Below are 18,899 nucleotides of genomic sequence, written 5' to 3'. Positions count from 1 at the left end.
GGCTTTTTTTGGGCGTCAGGCTGCAACACGAGGTACGCCATGGGCGCAAACAGACAGCACGAAGAGCAAGCGCCCATCGTGAAGGAGTACGCCCGGCTCGCGGTGGAATACGACACGAGGTGGTCATTCTACATCGAGGCCACGACACGGGAGACCATGAAACGGCTAAGCTTGCTGCCGACAGACCGGTTGCTCGATGTTGGCTGTGGCACTGGCGCTTTGCTTCACCATTTGTCGACAACACATCCGGCCGCGCAGCTGTCCGGCGTTGATCCCGTACCGGAGATGCTGGCAATCGCACGCCGCAGGCTTTCGCCATCCATCGAGCTCCGTGAGGGGTGGGCTGAGCACCTGCCATTCGCGGAGCAACAGTTCGATGTCATCGTTTCATGCAACATGTTTCACTATATTCGTAAGCCCGTCGCCGCGTTGCTCGAAATGAAGCGGGTGTTGCGTCCAGGCGGTCAGCTGATCATCACGGACTGGTGCGACGACTACTGGGCTTGCCGGGTTTGCAATCTGTACCTGCGTCTGTTCAGTCGCACCTACGTCAAGACCTATCACGAGCGGGAGTGTGTTCAGCTAATGAAGGAAGCCGGGTACACGGTCAAGACTATTGATCGCTACAAAATCAACTGGCTGTGGGGAATGATGACGGTCAAAGCTACGAAAGACGCACCCAGACAAGTCGGTTGAATACCGGGGTCGGGTTCCCGATACACTGGCGCCTTGGGTTACGAATCCGATTCACGGGACTGTTGTCCCGCCAGGGAACCCGCGGCAAAACAACATTGGTAATGTCCACTGCAAAGAAGGCAAAACGCTATGCAATGCGCTCTCGTCTATGACTTCGACGGCACCCTCGCCCGCGGAAACTGCGCCGAGCATGGTCTGATGCCGGCTTTGGGTTTGAGCGAACAGTCCGATTTCTGGCCCGAAGTGAACCGAAAGAACCGCGAGCGGGATGGCGATGAGATCCTCACCTACCTCGGCGAGCTGGCCAAGCGCGCCCGCGATGTGGGCAAGCACGATGAGTTGACCCCTGAAAGACTCCGGATGCACGGCCAGTCCATTCCCCTGTTCCCCGGTGTGGTGGACTGGTTTGATGCCATCAATCGCTTTGCCAGCGACCAGGGCATTGCCCTGAGCCATTACATCGTCTCAAGCGGGCTGGAGGAGATGATTCGCGGAACGCCGGTGGCGAAGCATTTCAAGAAAATCTTCGGCTGCCGCTACCACTACGATGAAAACACCGGGCACGCGAAGTGGCCCGCCGTTGCCATCGACTATACCACCAAGACCCAGTACCTGTTCCGCATCAACAAGGGCATTGAGAACAGCTGGGATAACGTCACCATCAATGAATACATCGAACCCGGGGAACGCCCCTTCCCCTTTGATCACGTTATTTATTTTGGTGACGGCGACACGGATATTCCGGCCATGAAAATGGTGAAGACGCAAGGCGGATGCAGTCTCGCGGTGTTCGACGGTGAGAAATGGGGCGAGCGGAGCACACAGGAAAAGATCGGGAAGCTCATCTCTGAAGAGAGAGCAAACTATGTGGTGCCGGGTGATTACTCCACAGGCAGTCAGTTGGACGTTACTGTGAGGGGTATCCTTCGGCTGTACAAACGAAAGCACGGCTGAATCTCATATCAACACCGGCGCCCGACCCTCAGGTGGTAGCATTGTGAAGAAACTCTTGCTGATTCTCGGTGTGGCATTGCTGATCGCGCTCATCTCGGCCGTCAGCTCCAGCCCCATGCCCATCGAGGAAAGGCTGATCAGAATTCAGGCGGAGGATACCCTCCGCGAGTTCCCCCGGATCGAAAACGAACCGCTGGAAGTGCAGGCGGCTTTGCTGGACATGGCGGACGACGAATTGCTCCTGCTCAAGGCCCGCGCCGCGTACCTCCGGTACCCGGAAATGACCCGGGAGATCTTTCCCCTGTATGGCCCAGAGGATGAATTCCGTGAAATCCTTCGGCGCTATGGCGAAAACATCCTCCCTCCCATCCACTATTTCCTGGGCAGGCCCATCGGCTCGATCGAGCTGATGAACACCCTGGCCAACAAGTACCAGAAGGCCAAGGGCTACTTCACGGGAAGCGACAAATCACAGTCTGCTGAAGAACAAGGCACCGCTGAAACCGACAACCTGAGTCCGGCGGAGCGTGGCTGGTACGCCGTCCGCTTCATCCAGGAGGAAGGCCACGATTTCCTGGGCCAGTTTGTTGTCAGTGCGCAGGGAGAGATCACCTGGGTAAGGACTGAACGGGTACTGGAGAACATAAACCAGTTTTTCGCCAGCGGAATCCGCAACCTTGAGATCCGGCACCGCACGGGTGAAGACGTGTCCGCAGCGGACATTGGCTGGGCGTCGGTGGATGTGCTCGTGTTCGCCAGCGCATTGAAGGTACTGCGCGTGGGACGCACTGTGGCGGTTTCCACTAAAGGTGCCGCCAGAAGCACCCGCTCAGCAGCCCTCGCCACCCGAGTGGCCAACAGCGGCCGGATGTTGCTGAACAGCGCCCGATACGCGAAATGGCCAGCGGCAATAGCCGTTGGGTACCTTGTGGTCTCCCACCCCAGTATCATTAATGACTTTTTCGCCGAGGTGGCTGACGTGCTGGGCTATCCCGTTAAGCTGGTGCAGTTTCTGGGTTGGTTGGTGATACTGCTGCCGGCGCTTTACGTCGGCAGTTGGGTTATGCGGCTTCTGGTTCGGCCCACGATTGCGCTGCTGCATGTTGGCGGAGGTAAATAAACCACTCCCTGCTACTAACCCTGTTTTACAGGCCCGGAGATATTGAGGATATCGAGGTTCGGCTTGTAAACATCGGTACGCACATCAAACAGCCCCAGCAGCGTGTGGAATACCCAATCCTGATTCATGGTCCGGTCCTTGCTGGCTTGCAGGGCTTTCTCGTTCACGCCGGAAAAGTTGTCGGAGAACCACATGACCACCGGAACATGACGCTGGGCCTCGGGCGCAATAAACAGCGGCAGGCCGTGCAGGTACATGTCAAATTCACCCAATGATTCACCGTGGTCACTCAGGTAGAACAGCCCGGTTTCAAACTCGGCCGTATTACGCCTGAGCACATCAATCACTTTTGACAGAAAAAAATCGGTATACAGAATCGCGTTGTCGTAGGCATTGTTGATGGATTCCTTGCTGCAGTCCTCTAGCTGGTTGGTTTGGCAGACCGGCGTATACTTTTCGAACGCCTTTGGGTAACGCTTGTAATAAGCTGGCCCGTGATTGCCCATCTGGTGCAGCACGATCAGGATATCCCCTTTCGGATGGGCATCAATGTACTCCTGCAGGTCCGTCAGCATTCCGGTGTCCCGGCACTCTTCATCATTACACTCCGGATTGTTCTCCGATGTTTTGAAATCATGGTACGTTATCCGATCGGCCACGCCCTTGGAGTCGGAATTATTGTCGAGCCACAGTACGTTAACGCCGGTGCGAGCCAGAATATCCAGTACGTTTTCGGTAGATTCGGCTTTTTTCTGATCGTAGTCCGACTGGCCATACACGGAAAACATGCAGGGTACAGACACAGCCGTCGACGTTCCGCAGGACCAGAAGTCCGAAAAGCTGATAACATTGTCCTTCGCCAGTTCCGGGTTGGTCTCACGCTCATAGCCATTCAGTGAAAACCGATCCGCTCTTGCGGTCTCGCCAACCACCATAATAATCAGCTCACGCGAGCGCTCCGCCGGTGCGGCCTTAGCATCCTGGGCAATCATTTTAAACGGCAGGCTGCTGCTTTCAATGGCGCTACCGGCAAACTTGAAGGTCGAGACAAGGTAAAAAGACGGATTGGCATAATACCTCAGTATCTTATGTTCCCGGATAAAAGAGGCATAGAAATTACTGAAGATCACGACGGTCAGCACGCCAACACCCAGAGAGATTGACGCCAGTTTGACGGTTGACAGAATATCCCGCCGAACCGTTCCGGTAGTGAGTTGGACGCGGTACACAAACAATGACGGCAGAATACCCAGCAAAATCACGTACACCGCCAGGGTGCCTGACATCAGATCCGACGCTTCAGACACATTAGTCTGCGCCACGTTACGCAGCATGTCGGTATCGATCACCGTGTTATAGCTGTCCATGAAATAGGCGGCAAAGGAGGAGAGCATCAGGATCGTGATCAATACCGGCTTGGTGGAATAGCGATAACACACCAGAGAAAGAATCACGATCAGGGCAGCACCGAAGACTACCGCCAGGGAGACCAGAAACGCGGCATTATCCAGGTTAAGCGGATAGACCTCAGTTATGTTCGAAAAGAACGCACGGTTATCGAACGCCATCAGGAATATGGACACCAGAACAATCAGTGTCGATTTATTCATGACAGTCAGATTCTGCCAGAAACGTTTCATGCTACCTCAGATAAAAAAACAGGTTGTCCGCGACCATCGGGGCGGGACTGCGGAAAACCCGCAGGCCCTTACCAGACGCCGACAGTTTGGCAGACAAACCTTAATTGAAACTTAACTGCGGTCTCGGAGGAATGGCCAGGATTTGATGCTACCCGCCGGCCCGCTCGGAAACCCCCAAACATCCCCGATGGGGTTTTCCAGCAGCCTGTCGGACTTAAGTGATCGTCACGAGCAAGGTGGGAAAGCGAGCGCAAATTTTTTGGAATTTGAGGCGCATAGTGGTTCTATGTAACGAAAAATCCGGAAAATTTGAGCCGCTTTCCCACCGGCACAGTAGATCAGCCTTAAGTCCGACAGGCTGCTGGGATTGAGCAAACGTAAGAACCGGTTCAGCGACACCAGTGATGCTTCCGATGCGTTTCAGGACAATGGAGCCTGGGCTTATAGGTAGGTCTGGGTTACAACTTGTGTTAAAGCGCTGGCTTAAAGAGATGGGGGTCGGGGCCGTTGGCCAGTTGGCCATCATTGGCGCCACGCCCATAGAGCCGCTGGACGCCGCGCAGATCGCCGGGCTGCAGCTCGGCGAACGCTTCGGTATATCGAAACCCCATCACTTGCCCGGATGGTCCTGGGTGATCCAGGCCAATGGCGTGACCGATTTCATGAATCAGCGTATAGCGGATATCGTAGACATCGTTGTCGCCGTCAAACCCGACCTTCCACTTGTGGTCGGGGTTCAGGCACACGAGGGACTGGCCGATGGCGCGCACGCCCTCTTTCTCATCGGGCCCGTAGGACACATTGGCGAAAGCCTGCATGCGCGGCTGACCTTGTGCACCGAGAATGATATCCGCATCCCGGATATCGGCAACCCGGTGGAATGAGAGATCAGCAGCGCGTTCCCAAACCCGAAACGCCTCTTCCGTCTCCCGCACCAGCCTCTCGAAGGGGATATCCTGCCCGGAAAGCGCCTTCATCGGCGCCAGATCACGACAGTTGCGCGCATCATCGAACCGCAGCGTCTCGTCGGCAAAGGCGTAGCTGATGCTTGCCCCTACCCCTAATGTCTGCTCGCCCCACTTGACCTTGTAGCCGTCCAGTTCAAGTAGCCGATAACCGCCTTCTCCGTTATCGGCAGACGATGGAAGCGCCAGTGGCAGGAGAACGGCCATTATCAACGTTTGCTTGAAAAGGCGTGCAGCCGTGACTGTTCGCACTGCAGTCTCCGAACAGAGATAACTGAAAACACCGGAATCGACCCAGTCAGAGCGCTTTTTTGAAGGTGCGTGGGGACTCAGGTACCGGACAACGAGTAGGTGCACCACCGCACCGACAAAGCCTTCGCTTATGCCCAAACCAGATGGGGCATTCCCGCGATATCAAGACTCGAGTCGCCAGGTAAGGTTACTGACAACCCCAAGACGTGTCGATCGTAGATTGGTAAGGAAATGTTGTTCGGAAAACGACCATCCCAGCCGGGTAAAGGCAAACAATCCGGTCAATGAATGCGCGCGGCGTTCGATCTGCGCACGCAGCAAGCCGGCCCTATTTTCTCTTTTTTTACTCTGTGTGATAGCGAACAGACCAGATAACACTAATAACCTATTCTGTGCCTGGATGAGGCGAAGGAACAGCCTAAACAGGACGTTACATCATGCGCCGCAAGGACGAGGGCGCAACCAGGATTCGGGATTTGGAAGCCAAGGAGGTGCGCGTGAACAATATCATCTATATCGTCGGTGCCGTGGTTATCGTTTTGGTGATTCTTTCCTTTGTTGGCATTGGTTGAGTTGGGTGCCTTTAAAGGCCCCTAATAGCAGAATGGCTATGGACCCTCCAAGAGCCTTTTCTCAACGGCCTCGCCCCCAGCGACGGCCGTTTTTTCTTATGAAGCCAACAATCTGCTTTACCACTGTCCGGTTTCCGGATATCCAACTCCTATATTGAGGATGAAGCAGACAGCAGAGGCTTTCGCCCCTGCTGTTTACTCATCCGCCCCCTAAATGAGGGGCCAGGTTTCACTTCTGCTTTTTATACTCCGGTGCAGAGAGCAGAGCGTCACGGCTCTCGTCAATCCGCAGTTCCTGCTTATCAGCAGTGCCGGATTTCATCACTTTATCCCAGCTAATCGCCACGTTTTTCTCACCCATGCCCAGAAATCCGCCGACGCCAACTACGATAGCAACGACTTGACCGTTCTTGTCAATAATCAGGTCACTAACCGACCCCACGTTTTCCTCACCGGTGGTTTTAACCTCAGCACCAATCAGCTTGCTCGCGTGCATACCATTAGCCGGGGCAGCGTCCATATAACTCCGGCTCTGCATGCCGGCCTGGTCGTTCATTTTCTTGTCAGCTTGAAGATTCGCGGTCGTTGACTTGGTCGCGTCCTGATCCTGCTTGTAACCCTGCTGTCCCTGGGAAACCTCCGAGCCAGTCGTTGGCTGGGCAGCAAGTACTACGCCTGAACCTAACGCTATGGTCGGTGTAACCAACACATAAAATGCGAATGTATGTAATCTTTTCATAGGATTCTCCATCGAATTGGGTATGCAAGTCAGACAAAATGTCCTGGATAGGCGGTACGGGGCCGCTCCCTCAGAAGGAGTCAGTATCGAAAATGTTATCCAAGGTGTACTCTGAATAACCGGGCCAGTCATCCGCTCTGATCTCCAGGAGCCTGCCCCATGCCTCAGGAGTTTTTGAAGGTAAACCTGCTGGCATGGGGTAAAGAGCTATGTGTCCGGCGTCTTACTCATAACTTGCAGCCCAACTGGTGCGGCCGAGCTCTGTGGCGCGCGCAACGTCTGTTTCCGGAACCACCGACCTGTCCCCCAGTTCTCTCGGGTCGTAATGAAATACACACAAACGCGAAGCAAACTCTGCGAATGGCAGCGACGCTTCGCCATGGCGCTCACCATTCTTTTCGGTTGAGCAGCTAATGCCCTGGCCCCAATCCTGGCCGCTGTCGTTATTGGGATTGAAAAAGTAGGTGCGCATCTCGCCGTGGCTATCAAGGTTAACCCGGATGATTGTTATGGCATGGCGTCCAACGAGTCGCCCTCCACTATCGGTTACCGCGATGCCGGCGGGTTGCGGATGAATAACGGGAATATTGCCGTTGAAATACGGGTGATAGCAGGCATAGAAGTGGCGGATGAACTCGTCGTACTCATGGATCTTCCCTGTCTCCCGACTAATGACGCTTAGAAAGCCATGCCCTACCCACCAGCCATAAATTTCCGGATTGATCCAGCGATGCAGGTCGTCATCGCGTACCCCGCATAGTCGCCCCATTTCGGCATAAATCCGGTCAAGATGAGGTGTCAGAATCAGTGAAACCGGATCGACATCGGTTGGAGGTTCTTTCGCAAGGCCTGCTTCCAGGTGTTGCGAGGTGATCGTTTGGCCCTCAAAGCGCATAACGACATCGTCATCACGGGCGGCCCAGGCCACCAACTGCAGCAGAAAATCGGCGTCGTTGAACGACCACATGGAAAGGCCGATGACCGATTGGCAGGTCGGGTTATTACCCTGGCCAACACCCAACGGCTGCCCCAGAAGGCTCAGTATACCAGCCAGCAAATACACCCTTGGAGGGTGCGCATCACCGAAAACTGCGCTCAGTCTGTCGGACGCCGCTTGGCACAATTTCAGTTCGAGTTGCCGCCACAGGCCTGCAGCTACTGGAGGTGTGAACAGAGAGCCGCGTTCAAGAAACATAGCCAGGCCATAGACAGCCTGACTGGTTTCCGGATGAACAACTTCGTCAATCAGTTTGAGCACGATCTGACGATAGCTTTGGAGGACATCGTTGCCGGTGATACTCAGGCCCAATGCCAGAGGTATCAGGTCATCCCGGTGTCCCCGAAAGTGTCGTAACAGCATAGGATGATAAGAGGAAACCATGCCCGTATCATGCATCGCGCTGGCAAAGCCTTGCGCCTCTTCAGCTAACGCGTGTTCGTCCATGGCGGCCAGACGTTCGCCGTAGATCGCAAAGCCCGGATCATCGCGGCAGCCTATCGTTGGACCGAACAAAGCGCTGACAAGACGAGCGGCTTTGTCCATGCCCGATGTCTCGATTGCCGGATCAAACAGGCATTTGGCAATCTGGCTGACCATCTGCTTGATGCTGTCTGTTTGTATTGGGCGCTGGGCCAGCAGACGGCGTACTTCATCCACCAGGCTGTCGAGAATACTCTCATAGCCAAGCCTGTTGAGCAGGTACTGGTAGAGCAAATTGACGATGTGTCCAAGCCCTTGTGGCCGCTCTCTATCCGCTTCGCTCATCTGACCTGATAGCAGGTCCAGGTTCAGCGCGGTCACTTGGGTCAGAAAGTTTCTGGCCTGTTCCGCTGAAATTCCGGGGTGGCGATAATCACCCATGGCCACGGCAAGCAGGCGAAGCTCACTCAGGGCTTCGATGGATGTATAGGCCGGAGCCCCATGCCGTAACGTTCGCACGGCCAGCGCAGGCCGCAGAATGACAGGCTGGTCCCAGTCACTGTTGGTAAATACGCCCTTGGCTTCCATCGCCGGTACCCGAGCGTACAACGCGTCTAGTCCGTCGGGCGCTTCTATAACATGAAGTGCCGCTTCCAGCACCTCTGTATTAGGCGCCTCGGGGTCGCTCTGGTGCGTAAGCGCAAGCTGCTCCAGGGCCTCGTCAAACGCCTCTACAATGGCGTTGGTGTCGGGATCGGAACCGGGATTAGCCACAATAATTTCCTTGCCTGCCATAAGCCGTTTGGGATCACCCAAAGATGCTCTTAAGGCGTGTCGGAAGCAAATGATTCCAGGGCTTTCGTTTCTATTTAGTGCCCATCCAGAAACTAACTACGGACAGTATTTTAAGAAGCTGTCAGGTGTCTGCGATGTCGGGGGCTTGCCACAGCCCGGTTTTTACTGCGATCCACTCCGGATATGCAGGTTAAAATTGTGATGAAATTATTACTGAGCCTTCAAATTATGGAATCGCGTTCGTTCCGGTTTCTGGTTGATTCCGGCGGTCATGGCCAGCGTGGATTTCTCGATGACGTTGGCCGCCCTTTCGCAGCCTGTCGGACTTAAGTGATCGTCACGAGCAAGGTGAGAAAGCGAGCGCAAATTTTTTGGATTTTGAGGCGCATAGTGGTTCTATGCAACGAAAAATCCGGGAAATTTGAGCCGCTTTCCCACCGGCACAGTAGATCAGCCTTAAGTCCGACAGGCTGCTGGTGTCCCGTCTCAGTTGGGACCCCGTTTGCACGGCCCTTCAGCCGTATAAACGAAAACATGGCTGATTCGCACATATAAAGGACAGCCTGCAGGTTATTCTTCTTCCTCATCGCTGAAAGCAGAGCGGTGGAATTCTGCCGCATTTTCTGCTTCCCTGACGCCCATTTCCCAGACTTTCGGCACGTCGCCGCCTGCCAGCGTCTCAAGCACCGCATGCACCCCTTTAGAAAGCGACGTCAGGCTGTAACCGCCTTCCAGAACCAGTGCCAGTCGTCCTTCACAGTGCTTTTCGGCGATCTCCTGAACGATTCGGGTGATCACCCGGAAGCCGTCGTAGGTCAGGTTCAGCGCCATATCGTTACGGTGTGGGTCGAACCCGGCCGAGACCAGCACAAGATCCGGTTTAAAGTAATCGGCAGCCAACGTCATCAACTTAAGCCCCGCAGAGTCCAAAATCCAGTTCCAGCCGAAGCCATGGGCGGGGTTTGGTGGCATCATCGTAACGATATCGCGGCAATGAGCGCCAGCTGAAGCGATTTGTTGGGGGATGGACCGGATTTCAGGCGGGTCGTGACCTGTACAGGTGGGGATGCGCGTTTTCAGGGCGAGCGGAAGCCGACCGCTCCGGAAGCAGCCTGTTGGTTGGGTGAGTGGTGGGGTCCGGGTTGTTAACGCAACTTAGCGGGTGGGCTTATACCCCTCGCAGCCTTTGGTGGCGCACCGCCGGCGTTTTCGCGAGCTGGAGCGGCCGGGGCGGATGGCGCCCAGGGCGCTGGCCATCAGTTCCAGCAGGCCTGAGAGCAGCGCGCGGGTGGGGTTGAGCAGTAGCCGGACGAGGCTGTTCTTGAGGCAGGACAGCCCCTGGGTGAAGTTGGGCTGCCAACGGTGTTTGCGCTGGGCGTGACGCCGGTCGATCTCGGGTTGCTGCAGGGTTTGCATCAGCAGTGCCAGGTTCTTGAGCAGGATGCGGGCGTGCAGGTCCTGCTGGACGGCCTGGGGGGAACGGCCACTGAAGTTCTCCAGGTTCAGGGTTTGCTTGAGGCGCCGGTAGTCGGTTTCGATGCCCCAGCGGCGGTGATACAGGTCGGCAAAGTCTGCCGCAGGAAACGCCTGCGCATCCAGCAGGGAGGTGGCGAGCACTTCCGTGGTGCCCCCCGGCAGGTCCACCCGCACCAGGCGCAGGGTCACCGGGCCGTCTAGATCCGTCCCGGACTGCTGGCACACCTGGCGCGAGAGCCAGTTGGTGCAGGTGAAGGTGTGTTGGGTTTCCCGGTCGCCGGACTGGACAAAGTCCCGCACGGCGCGATTGAAGTTCAGGCGCAGGCGCATCACGAACGGAATCCGGCGTTGCGCCAGATCGGCGAACAGCCAGTGGGCGGGATAGCCGCGATCAAACAGGATCAGGCTGCCTGAGGGGGCGTGATCGAGATGGCTTTGGGCACAGCCGCGCTCACAGATCGTCGGGGAGACGAGCAGGCTGTGCAGGGTCTGGCCGTCGCCCAGGTCGATCAACTGGGACAAGCGGGCCACCGGCAGGCCCTGGTGGGTGCCGAAATGGCTGGCCTGTCTGTCTTCCAGGGGGAGATGGACACTGGAGCCGTCGATGCCCAGCAGGCGCAGGCCGCGCCAGCGGTATCGCAGACCCTGCGCATCCAGTTGTGCCTGAACCACCTGGTTCAGGGCCTCGAACACGGTCGGATCCAGCTTGTGGCGGGCCTTGCAGAAGGCCGAGGCGGTCACCTGACAGGATTCCAGGGCCGCGCCGGTGACCTGCTGGAAAAAGCCGTTCAATTCGGTTTGCAAGGCAGACTGGGGCTGATTGAGCAGGAACAGGGCCAGGTGTTTGAAGTTCAGGTGGCAGCGGCGGGTGAAATCCTGGGGACGTTGGCGGTGTTCGGCGATAAAGGCGGGGTCATCCAGTAGACTGGTTATTTTATGTACAATTTTCAGTCAGGATCTCGCTGGGCGTGTCAACCGTTAGTTTTGGCGGAAGTTTCATGAGGCGTTTTCCTCGTGTGTTTGTGAACCGTAATTATATGATATCTCTGGATAAACGTCACTAATTCAATGACGTTGAATCGGCAGCAGGCACCAGAATGTCGCGAAAGACTTTCTCAAAGGCAACGTCACCCGCAGTTTCCGGCAGCGGAACATTGATGGTGTAACCCTCCCCGAGACCGTCACCGACCTCCTCGATGTGGCCCGAACCCGGATAAAAGGGCGCCTCGCAATGGGTGTCAAAGAACAGCACATCCGGCTCTGCCCAGAAGATATCCTGGGTACCGTTACCGTGGTGGGCGTCCCAGTCAATGATCAGGATACGTTCACAGCCCAGTTTGGCCTGGGCATGGGCCGCCGCTACGGCAACGTTGTTGAGCAGACAGAAACCCCGAGCCCGCACCGGCTCAGCGTGATGCCCGGGGGGGCGCACCAGGGCGAACGCGCTATTGCATTCACCCTTCAAGACACTTTCTACGGCAGCAATGGCATTTCCGGCCGCTGCGGTGGCCGCGTTAATGCTTTCCGGTGAAACGGCTGTTGTATCCTTGTCGAGCCAGGCACGCTTGCCCGCCAGTGAAAACATGTGATCCAGGTAGGAGGCGGTGTGTACTCGCGCCAGTTGGTTGTACATTGCAGAGGCGGCTCCGGTCCTGACCTGGACACCCTTTATGGGATGCTCATCGAGGTACGCCTTGATTGCAGTCAGCCGGCCCGGATGTTCCGGATAACTCCATTTGAAATCCAGCCCCTTGAGAATGGACCTGACGCGCTTTTCCACCCGGCTGGGCATGAACGGCAGATCCACCTCAGGGTTGTGTCCCAGCATTACCTCATCATAAAACACATGTACACTGCGATCGCCGATCATGAGACCTTCCCTTTCTTTGTCATTGCCACTACGCCAGGGCTTGTTTCACCGTTGAGGTGAAAGCCGCGGCGCGAATGCCCGTGGGCCTGAAACCCAATTTGGTCCACGCGGCCCTGGCCTCTTCGTTAGAGGCGGAATATTCGAGAATCAGCTCGGGAACGTTGTGGCTCTCCGCAAACGCCACCAAATCCCGAAGCAGAGCTTTAAAAATACCGCGATTCCGGAATTCGGGCTCGACCCAGACATCATCAATCATTCCCGACTTGAACTCCACTGGCTCAGTCTGCGCCCAGATGCCCTGGCTACTCCAGACATAAACGTAGCCCATTCCTACCAGTCCTGCCTCGGTACTATCTGCCACAACCAGGTGTTTATCCTGAGCCTTCAAAGAGGAGCTCAAAGCCTTGAGAAGCCGTTTGCGCTCGCTCTCCCTGAGATCCTGCGGTTCTTCCCCTGAGACATGCAGCGCCAGTTTGACGAGGAAGCCTACCATTAACGGGAGGTCCTCTTCCCGGGCCTCCCTTATGACGAACCCGTTATCAGTTTTCTTTCTGCCCATAAATAACTCCTGTAACCCCATCGCGCAGAGCAAACCGAGGAACAATCGGGGCCGGCTTCGCCTTTTCCAGACAGGTACCAATCCGAGACACTATCAGTAGTCTAGTCGCTCTCCATACCCGGGACAAAAGTCCGGTCCCTGGAACTGCACTTGGCATAGAATCCGGATCATCCAGCGGGTAACAGCGCCGATATGCCAAATGGCCGGTGGTGGTGGGTGGGCTACCTTGTGGTCACCCACCCCGGCATCATTAGTGACTTTCTCGCCGAGGTACCGGAAGTTCTGGGCTATTCGGTATGGCTGGTGCAGTTTCTCGGCTGGCTGGTGATACTACTGCCGGTGCTGTACATCGGCAGTTGGGTAATGCGGCTAATCGTACGGCCCACCATTGCTGTGCTGAGTGGCCTGGTTGCTGGATTGTCGCGGCTGAACCGGCGTAAATCTCTCAACCGGATCGACTGGCAGGCCGGAACCAGGCATCATTGAAAAAAACAGTACTACAACATCTTCATTGGGGAACTAGCTTGACCGTCGCCCTCTGGTTTGTATTGATCGGAAGCCTGTTGATCATGATCGGTCTGCGGTCATCCCTTCTGAAGCGTTACCACCTGACACCGACGCTGGTCTACCTGGCTGTTGGCGTTGCCCTGGGACCGACAGTGTTTGGTGCCTTTCATTTCAACCCGCTGAAACAAGCGCATTTTCTGCAAGTACTGGCCGAAGTCGCGGTGCTGGTGTCGTTGTTCATTGCTGGCATGAAGATGCCAGTCTCATTCCATTGGCGGGAATGGCATGTTCCCGTGCGGCTCGCATTTGTTTCCATGACCATCAGTGTCGCCCTGACTGCCGTTTTTGGTTACTACGTCCTGGCCCTGCCTCTGGGGGCGGCCATTCTTCTCGGTGGCATTCTGGCGCCCACCGACCCCGTGTTGGCGACGGAGGTTCAGGTTCGGCATGCGGGTGATAAGGACCCGTTGCGATTCACCCTGACCAGTGAAGCCGGCATGAATGATGGCAGTGCCTTCCCGTTTGTCATGCTCGGGCTGGCCCTGATTAGCGCCCCGGCAAGTTTTGAACTGCTGGGCACCTGGGTGTTGAAGGACGTATTGTGGTCGACGCTCTCTGCCCTGGTTGTTGGGCTGGTGATGGGGCGATTGTTGGCGCAAATTGCACATAAACAACGCTTTCTGGAAAGCGAGGGCCCGTTGCTGGATGACTTTCTTGGTCTGGGCTTGATCGGAGTGGTTTATGGCATCTGCCTGGTGCTTGATGCCTGGGGGTTTCTGGCGGTTTTTGTGGCGGCTATTTCTCTCCGGCAATCGGAACTCAGACTCGCCGGTGAAAACGCCTCTGACCATAACGCTGACGCGGTATCCGAATATCCTGATGACACGGCGAGACCGAAGCCGCAACTGAACCCCCAGGTGTCCCAAGGTTCCCTGCTTTTCAAGGAACCCCTGGAGCGGCTCTCAGAACTGGTGCTCGTTCTGTTACTGGGCGGGATGCTGTTTGTTAACTCCTGGAGCTTCAGAGCCGTCGGCTTGGCGCTGTTCCTCTTTGTAATCGTTCGCCCTGTCAGCGTTTTCCTCGGCCTGCTGGGTTCCGGAACCCCGTTCAGGCTGCAGATGCTGGTCGGCTGGTTCGGCGTGCGCGGCATCGGCTCGATCTATTACCTGATGTTCGCAATCGTCTTTGGCCTGCCGGAAGAGCTCTCCGTAGAGTTCATCCACATTACGCTGGTTGTTATCGTGCTCTCGATCATCATCCATGGCATGACTGCCAGGCCGATGATCCTGAAATGGTGGCCGTAAGAAGAGCTGTGTGTCAGGCTTCCGGGTGGTGCAAGCAACCTTACGAGGCCCTGTGTGTTTCCCTCCCTGACTACCGGCATTATCGCTTTTGTCATTGCTTCCATCGTCATTGTTACCGCCGGCAGCCGGCTGGCGCGGGTGGCGGATGAACTGGCTGATCGAACAGGCCTGGGTGAGGCGCTGTTCGGGATCTTTCTGCTGGCAGGGGTAACCTCACTGCCTGATTTCGCCGCCACGCTCAGCGCAGCGATGGATTCCAGGCCCGACCTTGCCATGAGCAATATTATGGGCAGCATGGCGGCGAACCTCGTTTTTCTGGGCATTGCGGATATCATTTACCGCAAGGCCAACCTGGAACACGCGGCCGCCTCTCCCACCAACCTGATGCTGGCCGCCTTGCTGATCGTACTGCTGACGCTGCCGCTGCTGGCAATCGCCAGCCCGCCGGTTTCCCTGTGGGGAGTGCATCCGATCACACCGGTGATTGCCGCGGCCTATCTGTTCGGGCTGCACCTGGTTCGCAGCACTGACAGTAAACCCATGTGGTTTCCTCGTCTTACCCATCAAACCGTGCCCGACACGCCCGAGCATTATCTGCGTGGCGGCCTGGCCCAGGCCTGGATCAGTTTCATCGTGCTGGCTGCAGTAACAGGCGTTGCCGGCTGGGTACTGATGGAAGGTGCCAAGGTCATCAGTGACGAAACGGGCCTGTCCGATACCCTGATCGGCGGTCTGTTTACAGCGCTCGCCACATCTTCGCCCGAACTGGTCACTACCATTGCAGCCATTCGCAGGGGCGCTCTCACCCTCGCGGTGAGCAACATCTTCGGCACCAACTGCTTTAATATGCTGGTGATCGCTTCCGCCGATGTGGGCTACCCGGGCGGTTCCATCTATCACGACATCACGCCAATCCAGATGACCTGGGGCCTTGTAACCATTCTGATGACGGCTACGCTGCTGATGGGAATGGTGCGGCGCCAACTATATGGCATTGGCCGGATCGGCTTTGAAAGTGCACTAATACTGACGGTTTATACCGTGGCGTTAGTCATAGTGATAGTGAGCGGATAGTACCGGTTGATCAACGAGGACGCGTGAGCAGGCATTGAATCATCCGTAGAAGACCGACCAAGACGAACGCCTGCAAAAACTGGATAATGGCCGCCATTAAAACCCATGGCGCGCCAAATTCTCCGATCCAGGTATCTTTGTAATGGAAATCAACGTCAACTTTCTCGAGAACCTAAGACTTGAAGCCAGGTTTGACGATTTCACGGTCGTGACCGACCAGCCCATCCGCTACAAGGGCGACGGCTCGGCGCCCAGCCCGTTTGATTACTTCCTGGCTTCCTCGGCGCTGTGTGCGGCCTATTTTGTTCGGGTTTACTGCCTGGCGCGGGACATTCCCACAGAGAACATCCGGCTGTCCCAGAACAACATCGTCGACCCGGAGAACCGCTACAACCAGATCTTCAAGATTTCCGTGGAGCTGCCGGAAGACATCTCCGAGAAAGACCGCCAGGGCATTCTGCGCTCCATCGACCGCTGCACCGTGAAAAAGGTGGTACAGACCGGCCCGACCTTTGAGATTGAAACCGTCGAAAACCTGGATGCAGACGCCCAGGCGCTACTGATGACGCAACCGGAAGGCGGCAGCCAGACCTTTATCGAAGGTAAGGACCTGCCCCTGGAGCAGACCATCGCCAACATGACCGGCATCCTTAAAGATCTGGGCATGAAGATCGAGATTGCCTCCTGGCGCAACATTGTGCCGCATGTGTGGTCCCTGCATATCCGCGATGCGGCCTCGCCCATGTGCTTCACCAACGGCAAGGGCGCCACCAAGGAGAGTGCCCTGTGCTCAGCACTGGGAGAGTTTATCGAGCGGCTCAGCTGCAACTTCTTCTACAATGACCAGTTTTTCGGGGAAGCGATTGCCAGCAGCGAGTTCGTCCACTACCCGAACGAAAAATGGTTCAAGCCGGGACCGGATGACGAGTTGCCGGAGGGCATTCTGGATGATCACTGCCTGGCCATCTACAACCCGGATGGCGAGCTGTGCGGCTCCAACCTGATCGACACCAATTCCGGCAAAGCCGAGCGCGGAATCGTATCCCTGCCCTTCGTGCGCCAGTCCGATGGCGAAGTGGTGTATTTCCCCTCCAACCTGATCGAGAACCTGTTTCTCAGCAACGGCATGAGTGCCGGTAACACCCTGAACGAGGCAGAGGTGCAGTGCCTCTCGGAAATTTTTGAGCGGGCGGTGAAGAAGCAGATTATCGAAGAGGAAATTGCCCTGCCGGATGTGCCCCGGGAAGTACTGGAGAAATACCCGGACATCCTCGAAGGCATTGAAGCCCTTGAAGCCCAGGGCTTCCCGACACTGGTGAAAGATGCCTCCCTGGGCGGCCAGTTCCCGGTGATGTGCGTCACCCTGATGAACCCGGGAACCGGTGGCGTGTTTGCCTCCTTCGGTGCCCACCCGAGCTTTGAAGTGGCCCTTGAGCGGAGCCTGACCGAACTGCTGCAGGGTCGCAGTTTCGAAGGTCTGAACGATGTGCCAGCGCCGACGTTCAACAGCCTCGCGGTCACCGAACCGAACAACTTCGTGGAGCACTTCATTGATTCCACCGGGGTGGTTTCCTGGCGTTTCTTCAGCGCGAAAGCCGATTACGACTTCGTCGAGTGGGACTTCTCTGGCACCAATGTGGAGGAAGCTGCGTGTCTGTTCGGAATCCTCCGGGAGTTGGGCAAGGAAGTGTATGTCGCAATTTATGAGGAACTGGGCGCACCGGTCTGCCGGATTCTGGTACCGGGGTATTCCGAGGTGTATCCGGTCGAGGACCTGATCATGGATAACACCAACATGGCCCTGGACTACCGGGAGGACATCCTCAACCTGCACCGTCTGAATAATGAGCAGCTGGCCGATCTGGTGGAGCGCCTGGAAGCCAGCCAGCTCGACAACTACATGACGATCATCACCCTGATCGGCGTGGAGTTCGATGAGAACACCGTGTGGGGCCAGCTCACCATCCTGGAGCTGAAAATCCTGATCTGCCTTGCCCTGCAATGGCATGAGGAAGCGCTCGAGTTTGTCGACATGTTCCTGCAGTTCAACGACAACACCGTCGAGCGTGGCCTGTTCTACCGCGCGATGTATGCGGTACTGGAAGTCACCCTCGACGACGACATGGGGCTGGGCGACTACCTCACCAACTTCACACGCATGTTCGGTGAGAAAACCATGGAGGCCGTTGTGGGCTCGGTGGATGGCACCGTACGTTTCCATGGCCTGGAGCCCACCAACATGAAGCTGGAGGGGCTTGAGAAGCACCAGCGGTTAATCGAAAGCTACAGGAAACTGCATACCGCCCGTGCTGTAAAAGCCGGTCTGCGATAATTTCCGGATTTTTTCTGGAATAAATCCTTACCTGGTACGTCCTCCTGATGAAAGCAACCCGAAACGGGAAAACAGGAGGACGTAACCATGAAAAAACACCTACTGACACTCGCAATCTGCTCACTTCTGTCCACCGGCGCCTTTGCAGCTGAAGGCGCTGCCAGCGCCAACGCAAAAGCGGACGCCAACATGAGTGCCGAAGCCAGCACACAGAACGGCGTTTCCGCCCAGGGTGGCGCATCAGCCAGTGCCCAGGGCAATGCGGATGGCAAAGCCGCCCGGGACGAAGCACGCCAGAGTGCCAGCCAGGCCATCAGCGCCGGTGTTGAGGCCGGTCAGCAGGTACGGAGCACAGCTTCGGCAACGGCAACCGCCGCCAGAGGCGAGGCCAATGAAAGAGCCGATCAGGCGAAAGACCGGATCAACAAAGCCCGAAACGCCGGGATCCGCGCTGAAACCAATCAGCAGATCGGCACGTCTGTCTCCGACAGCGTTAAAAGCGAGGTCCGGAATTCCGTGCGGAGCACTATGAAAGGTTCCGCCAGCGGTGGGCTGCTTTAAGAAGTCCGCAAAATCCGGACAGCCGGGCCTTTCTGGCCCGGCTCCTTTTTTCCAGCTCAGGAG

The 18,899-nt window shown here is 56.5% G+C and carries 17 protein-coding genes; 9 read left to right on the top strand and 8 right to left on the bottom strand.

Annotated elements, in window-relative coordinates; genetic code table 11:
- Positions 1-39 precede the first annotated feature (39 nt).
- From NLK58_RS01095 to NLK58_RS01085, 3 genes are all read left to right on the top strand, one after another.
- Positions 40-696, top strand: coding sequence for a class I SAM-dependent methyltransferase (locus NLK58_RS01095; RefSeq protein WP_341581838.1), 657 nt, complete (start codon positions 40-42; stop codon positions 694-696).
- Positions 697-825: 129 nt separating this feature from the next.
- On the top strand, positions 826-1,650 hold the full coding sequence (locus NLK58_RS01090) for a haloacid dehalogenase-like hydrolase (protein ID WP_117616881.1): 825 nt from the start codon (positions 826-828) through the stop codon (positions 1,648-1,650).
- A 43-nt stretch (positions 1,651-1,693) separates the two neighbouring features.
- A complete protein-coding gene (locus NLK58_RS01085; protein ID WP_117616880.1) occupies positions 1,694-2,770 on the top strand; it encodes a hypothetical protein in 1,077 nt (358 codons plus the stop codon).
- A 14-nt stretch (positions 2,771-2,784) separates the two neighbouring features.
- Here NLK58_RS01085 and NLK58_RS01080 read toward each other — a convergent pair whose 3' ends face one another.
- Positions 2,785-4,410 (bottom strand): phosphoethanolamine--lipid A transferase, encoded by a 1,626-nt coding sequence (locus tag NLK58_RS01080; RefSeq protein ID WP_341581833.1) that lies wholly within the window; start codon positions 4,408-4,410, stop codon positions 2,785-2,787.
- A gap of 470 nt (positions 4,411-4,880) precedes the next feature.
- Positions 4,881-5,582: a matrixin family metalloprotease gene (locus tag NLK58_RS01075; protein ID WP_341581831.1), complete on the bottom strand. Its 702-nt coding sequence runs from the start codon at positions 5,580-5,582 to the stop codon at positions 4,881-4,883.
- A gap of 482 nt (positions 5,583-6,064) precedes the next feature.
- Between NLK58_RS01075 and NLK58_RS01070 the strand changes: the two genes are divergently transcribed.
- A complete protein-coding gene (locus tag NLK58_RS01070; protein ID WP_264756457.1) occupies positions 6,065-6,199 on the top strand; it encodes a hypothetical protein in 135 nt (44 codons plus the stop codon).
- Between the two features lie 229 nt (positions 6,200-6,428).
- Here the strand turns inward: NLK58_RS01070 and NLK58_RS01065 are convergent, their stop codons facing one another.
- The 6 genes from NLK58_RS01065 to NLK58_RS01040 form a co-directional block, all read right to left on the bottom strand.
- Entirely contained in the window at positions 6,429-6,938 is a 510-nt protein-coding gene (locus NLK58_RS01065; RefSeq protein WP_341581829.1) for a PRC-barrel domain-containing protein, read from the bottom strand.
- Between the two features lie 223 nt (positions 6,939-7,161).
- On the bottom strand, positions 7,162-9,153 hold the full coding sequence (locus NLK58_RS01060) for a hypothetical protein (RefSeq protein ID WP_341582754.1): 1,992 nt from the start codon (positions 9,151-9,153) through the stop codon (positions 7,162-7,164).
- 570 nt (positions 9,154-9,723) lie between these two features.
- Positions 9,724-10,059, bottom strand: coding sequence for a hypothetical protein (locus NLK58_RS01055; protein WP_341581827.1), 336 nt, complete (start codon positions 10,057-10,059; stop codon positions 9,724-9,726).
- A 249-nt stretch (positions 10,060-10,308) separates the two neighbouring features.
- Positions 10,309-11,580, bottom strand: coding sequence for an IS4 family transposase (locus tag NLK58_RS01050; protein WP_339779678.1), 1,272 nt, complete (start codon positions 11,578-11,580; stop codon positions 10,309-10,311).
- 109 nt (positions 11,581-11,689) lie between these two features.
- Positions 11,690-12,499: a histone deacetylase gene (locus tag NLK58_RS01045; protein WP_341581825.1), complete on the bottom strand. Its 810-nt coding sequence runs from the start codon at positions 12,497-12,499 to the stop codon at positions 11,690-11,692.
- Between the two features lie 28 nt (positions 12,500-12,527).
- Positions 12,528-13,058 (bottom strand): GNAT family N-acetyltransferase, encoded by a 531-nt coding sequence (locus tag NLK58_RS01040; RefSeq protein WP_227539384.1) that lies wholly within the window; start codon positions 13,056-13,058, stop codon positions 12,528-12,530.
- A 192-nt stretch (positions 13,059-13,250) separates the two neighbouring features.
- Here NLK58_RS01040 and NLK58_RS01035 point away from each other — a divergent pair, with 192 nt between their 5' ends.
- The 5 genes from NLK58_RS01035 (at position 13,251) to NLK58_RS01015 (ending at position 18,836) form a co-directional block, all read left to right on the top strand.
- Positions 13,251-13,544: a hypothetical protein gene (locus tag NLK58_RS01035; protein WP_227539383.1), complete on the top strand. Its 294-nt coding sequence runs from the start codon at positions 13,251-13,253 to the stop codon at positions 13,542-13,544.
- A gap of 38 nt (positions 13,545-13,582) precedes the next feature.
- Positions 13,583-14,869, top strand: coding sequence for a sodium:proton antiporter (locus tag NLK58_RS01030; protein WP_117616875.1), 1,287 nt, complete (start codon positions 13,583-13,585; stop codon positions 14,867-14,869).
- Between the two features lie 54 nt (positions 14,870-14,923).
- Positions 14,924-15,943, top strand: coding sequence for a sodium:calcium antiporter (locus NLK58_RS01025; protein ID WP_117616874.1), 1,020 nt, complete (start codon positions 14,924-14,926; stop codon positions 15,941-15,943).
- 142 nt (positions 15,944-16,085) lie between these two features.
- Positions 16,086-18,275, top strand: coding sequence for an OsmC domain/YcaO domain-containing protein (locus NLK58_RS01020; protein WP_341581821.1), 2,190 nt, complete (start codon positions 16,086-16,088; stop codon positions 18,273-18,275).
- Positions 18,276-18,362: 87 nt separating this feature from the next.
- On the top strand, positions 18,363-18,836 hold the full coding sequence (locus tag NLK58_RS01015; RefSeq protein ID WP_117616872.1) for a hypothetical protein: 474 nt from the start codon (positions 18,363-18,365) through the stop codon (positions 18,834-18,836).
- Positions 18,837-18,899: the final 63 nt, after the last annotated feature.

Origin of the sequence: Marinobacter metalliresistant (assembly GCF_038098645.1) — a bacterium.
Lineage (GTDB): Bacteria > Pseudomonadota > Gammaproteobacteria > Pseudomonadales > Oleiphilaceae > Marinobacter > Marinobacter metalliresistant.
This window is presented reverse-complemented; position numbering and strand designations above follow the sequence as displayed.

Bases quoted from the DNA above. Each gene is read 5' to 3' on its own strand.
- NLK58_RS01065 (WP_341581829.1), bottom strand. From the start codon at position 6,938: ATGAAAAGATTACATACATTCGCATTTTATGTGTTGGTTACACCGACC.
- NLK58_RS01035 (WP_227539383.1), top strand. From the start codon at position 13,251: ATGCCAAATGGCCGGTGGTGGTGGGTGGGCTACCTTGTGGTCACCCAC.
- NLK58_RS01070 (WP_264756457.1), top strand. From the start codon at position 6,065: ATGCGCCGCAAGGACGAGGGCGCAACCAGGATTCGGGATTTGGAAGCC.
- NLK58_RS01060 (WP_341582754.1), bottom strand. From the start codon at position 9,153: ATGGCAGGCAAGGAAATTATTGTGGCTAATCCCGGTTCCGATCCCGAC.
- NLK58_RS01020 (WP_341581821.1), top strand. From the start codon at position 16,086: ATGGAAATCAACGTCAACTTTCTCGAGAACCTAAGACTTGAAGCCAGG.
- NLK58_RS01055 (WP_341581827.1), bottom strand. From the start codon at position 10,059: ATGACGTTGGCTGCCGATTACTTTAAACCGGATCTTGTGCTGGTCTCG.
- NLK58_RS01045 (WP_341581825.1), bottom strand. From the start codon at position 12,499: ATGATCGGCGATCGCAGTGTACATGTGTTTTATGATGAGGTAATGCTG.
- NLK58_RS01080 (WP_341581833.1), bottom strand. From the start codon at position 4,410: ATGAAACGTTTCTGGCAGAATCTGACTGTCATGAATAAATCGACACTG.
- NLK58_RS01075 (WP_341581831.1), bottom strand. From the start codon at position 5,582: ATGGCCGTTCTCCTGCCACTGGCGCTTCCATCGTCTGCCGATAACGGA.
- NLK58_RS01040 (WP_227539384.1), bottom strand. From the start codon at position 13,058: ATGGGCAGAAAGAAAACTGATAACGGGTTCGTCATAAGGGAGGCCCGG.
- NLK58_RS01090 (WP_117616881.1), top strand. From the start codon at position 826: ATGCAATGCGCTCTCGTCTATGACTTCGACGGCACCCTCGCCCGCGGA.
- NLK58_RS01015 (WP_117616872.1), top strand. From the start codon at position 18,363: ATGAAAAAACACCTACTGACACTCGCAATCTGCTCACTTCTGTCCACC.
- NLK58_RS01095 (WP_341581838.1), top strand. From the start codon at position 40: ATGGGCGCAAACAGACAGCACGAAGAGCAAGCGCCCATCGTGAAGGAG.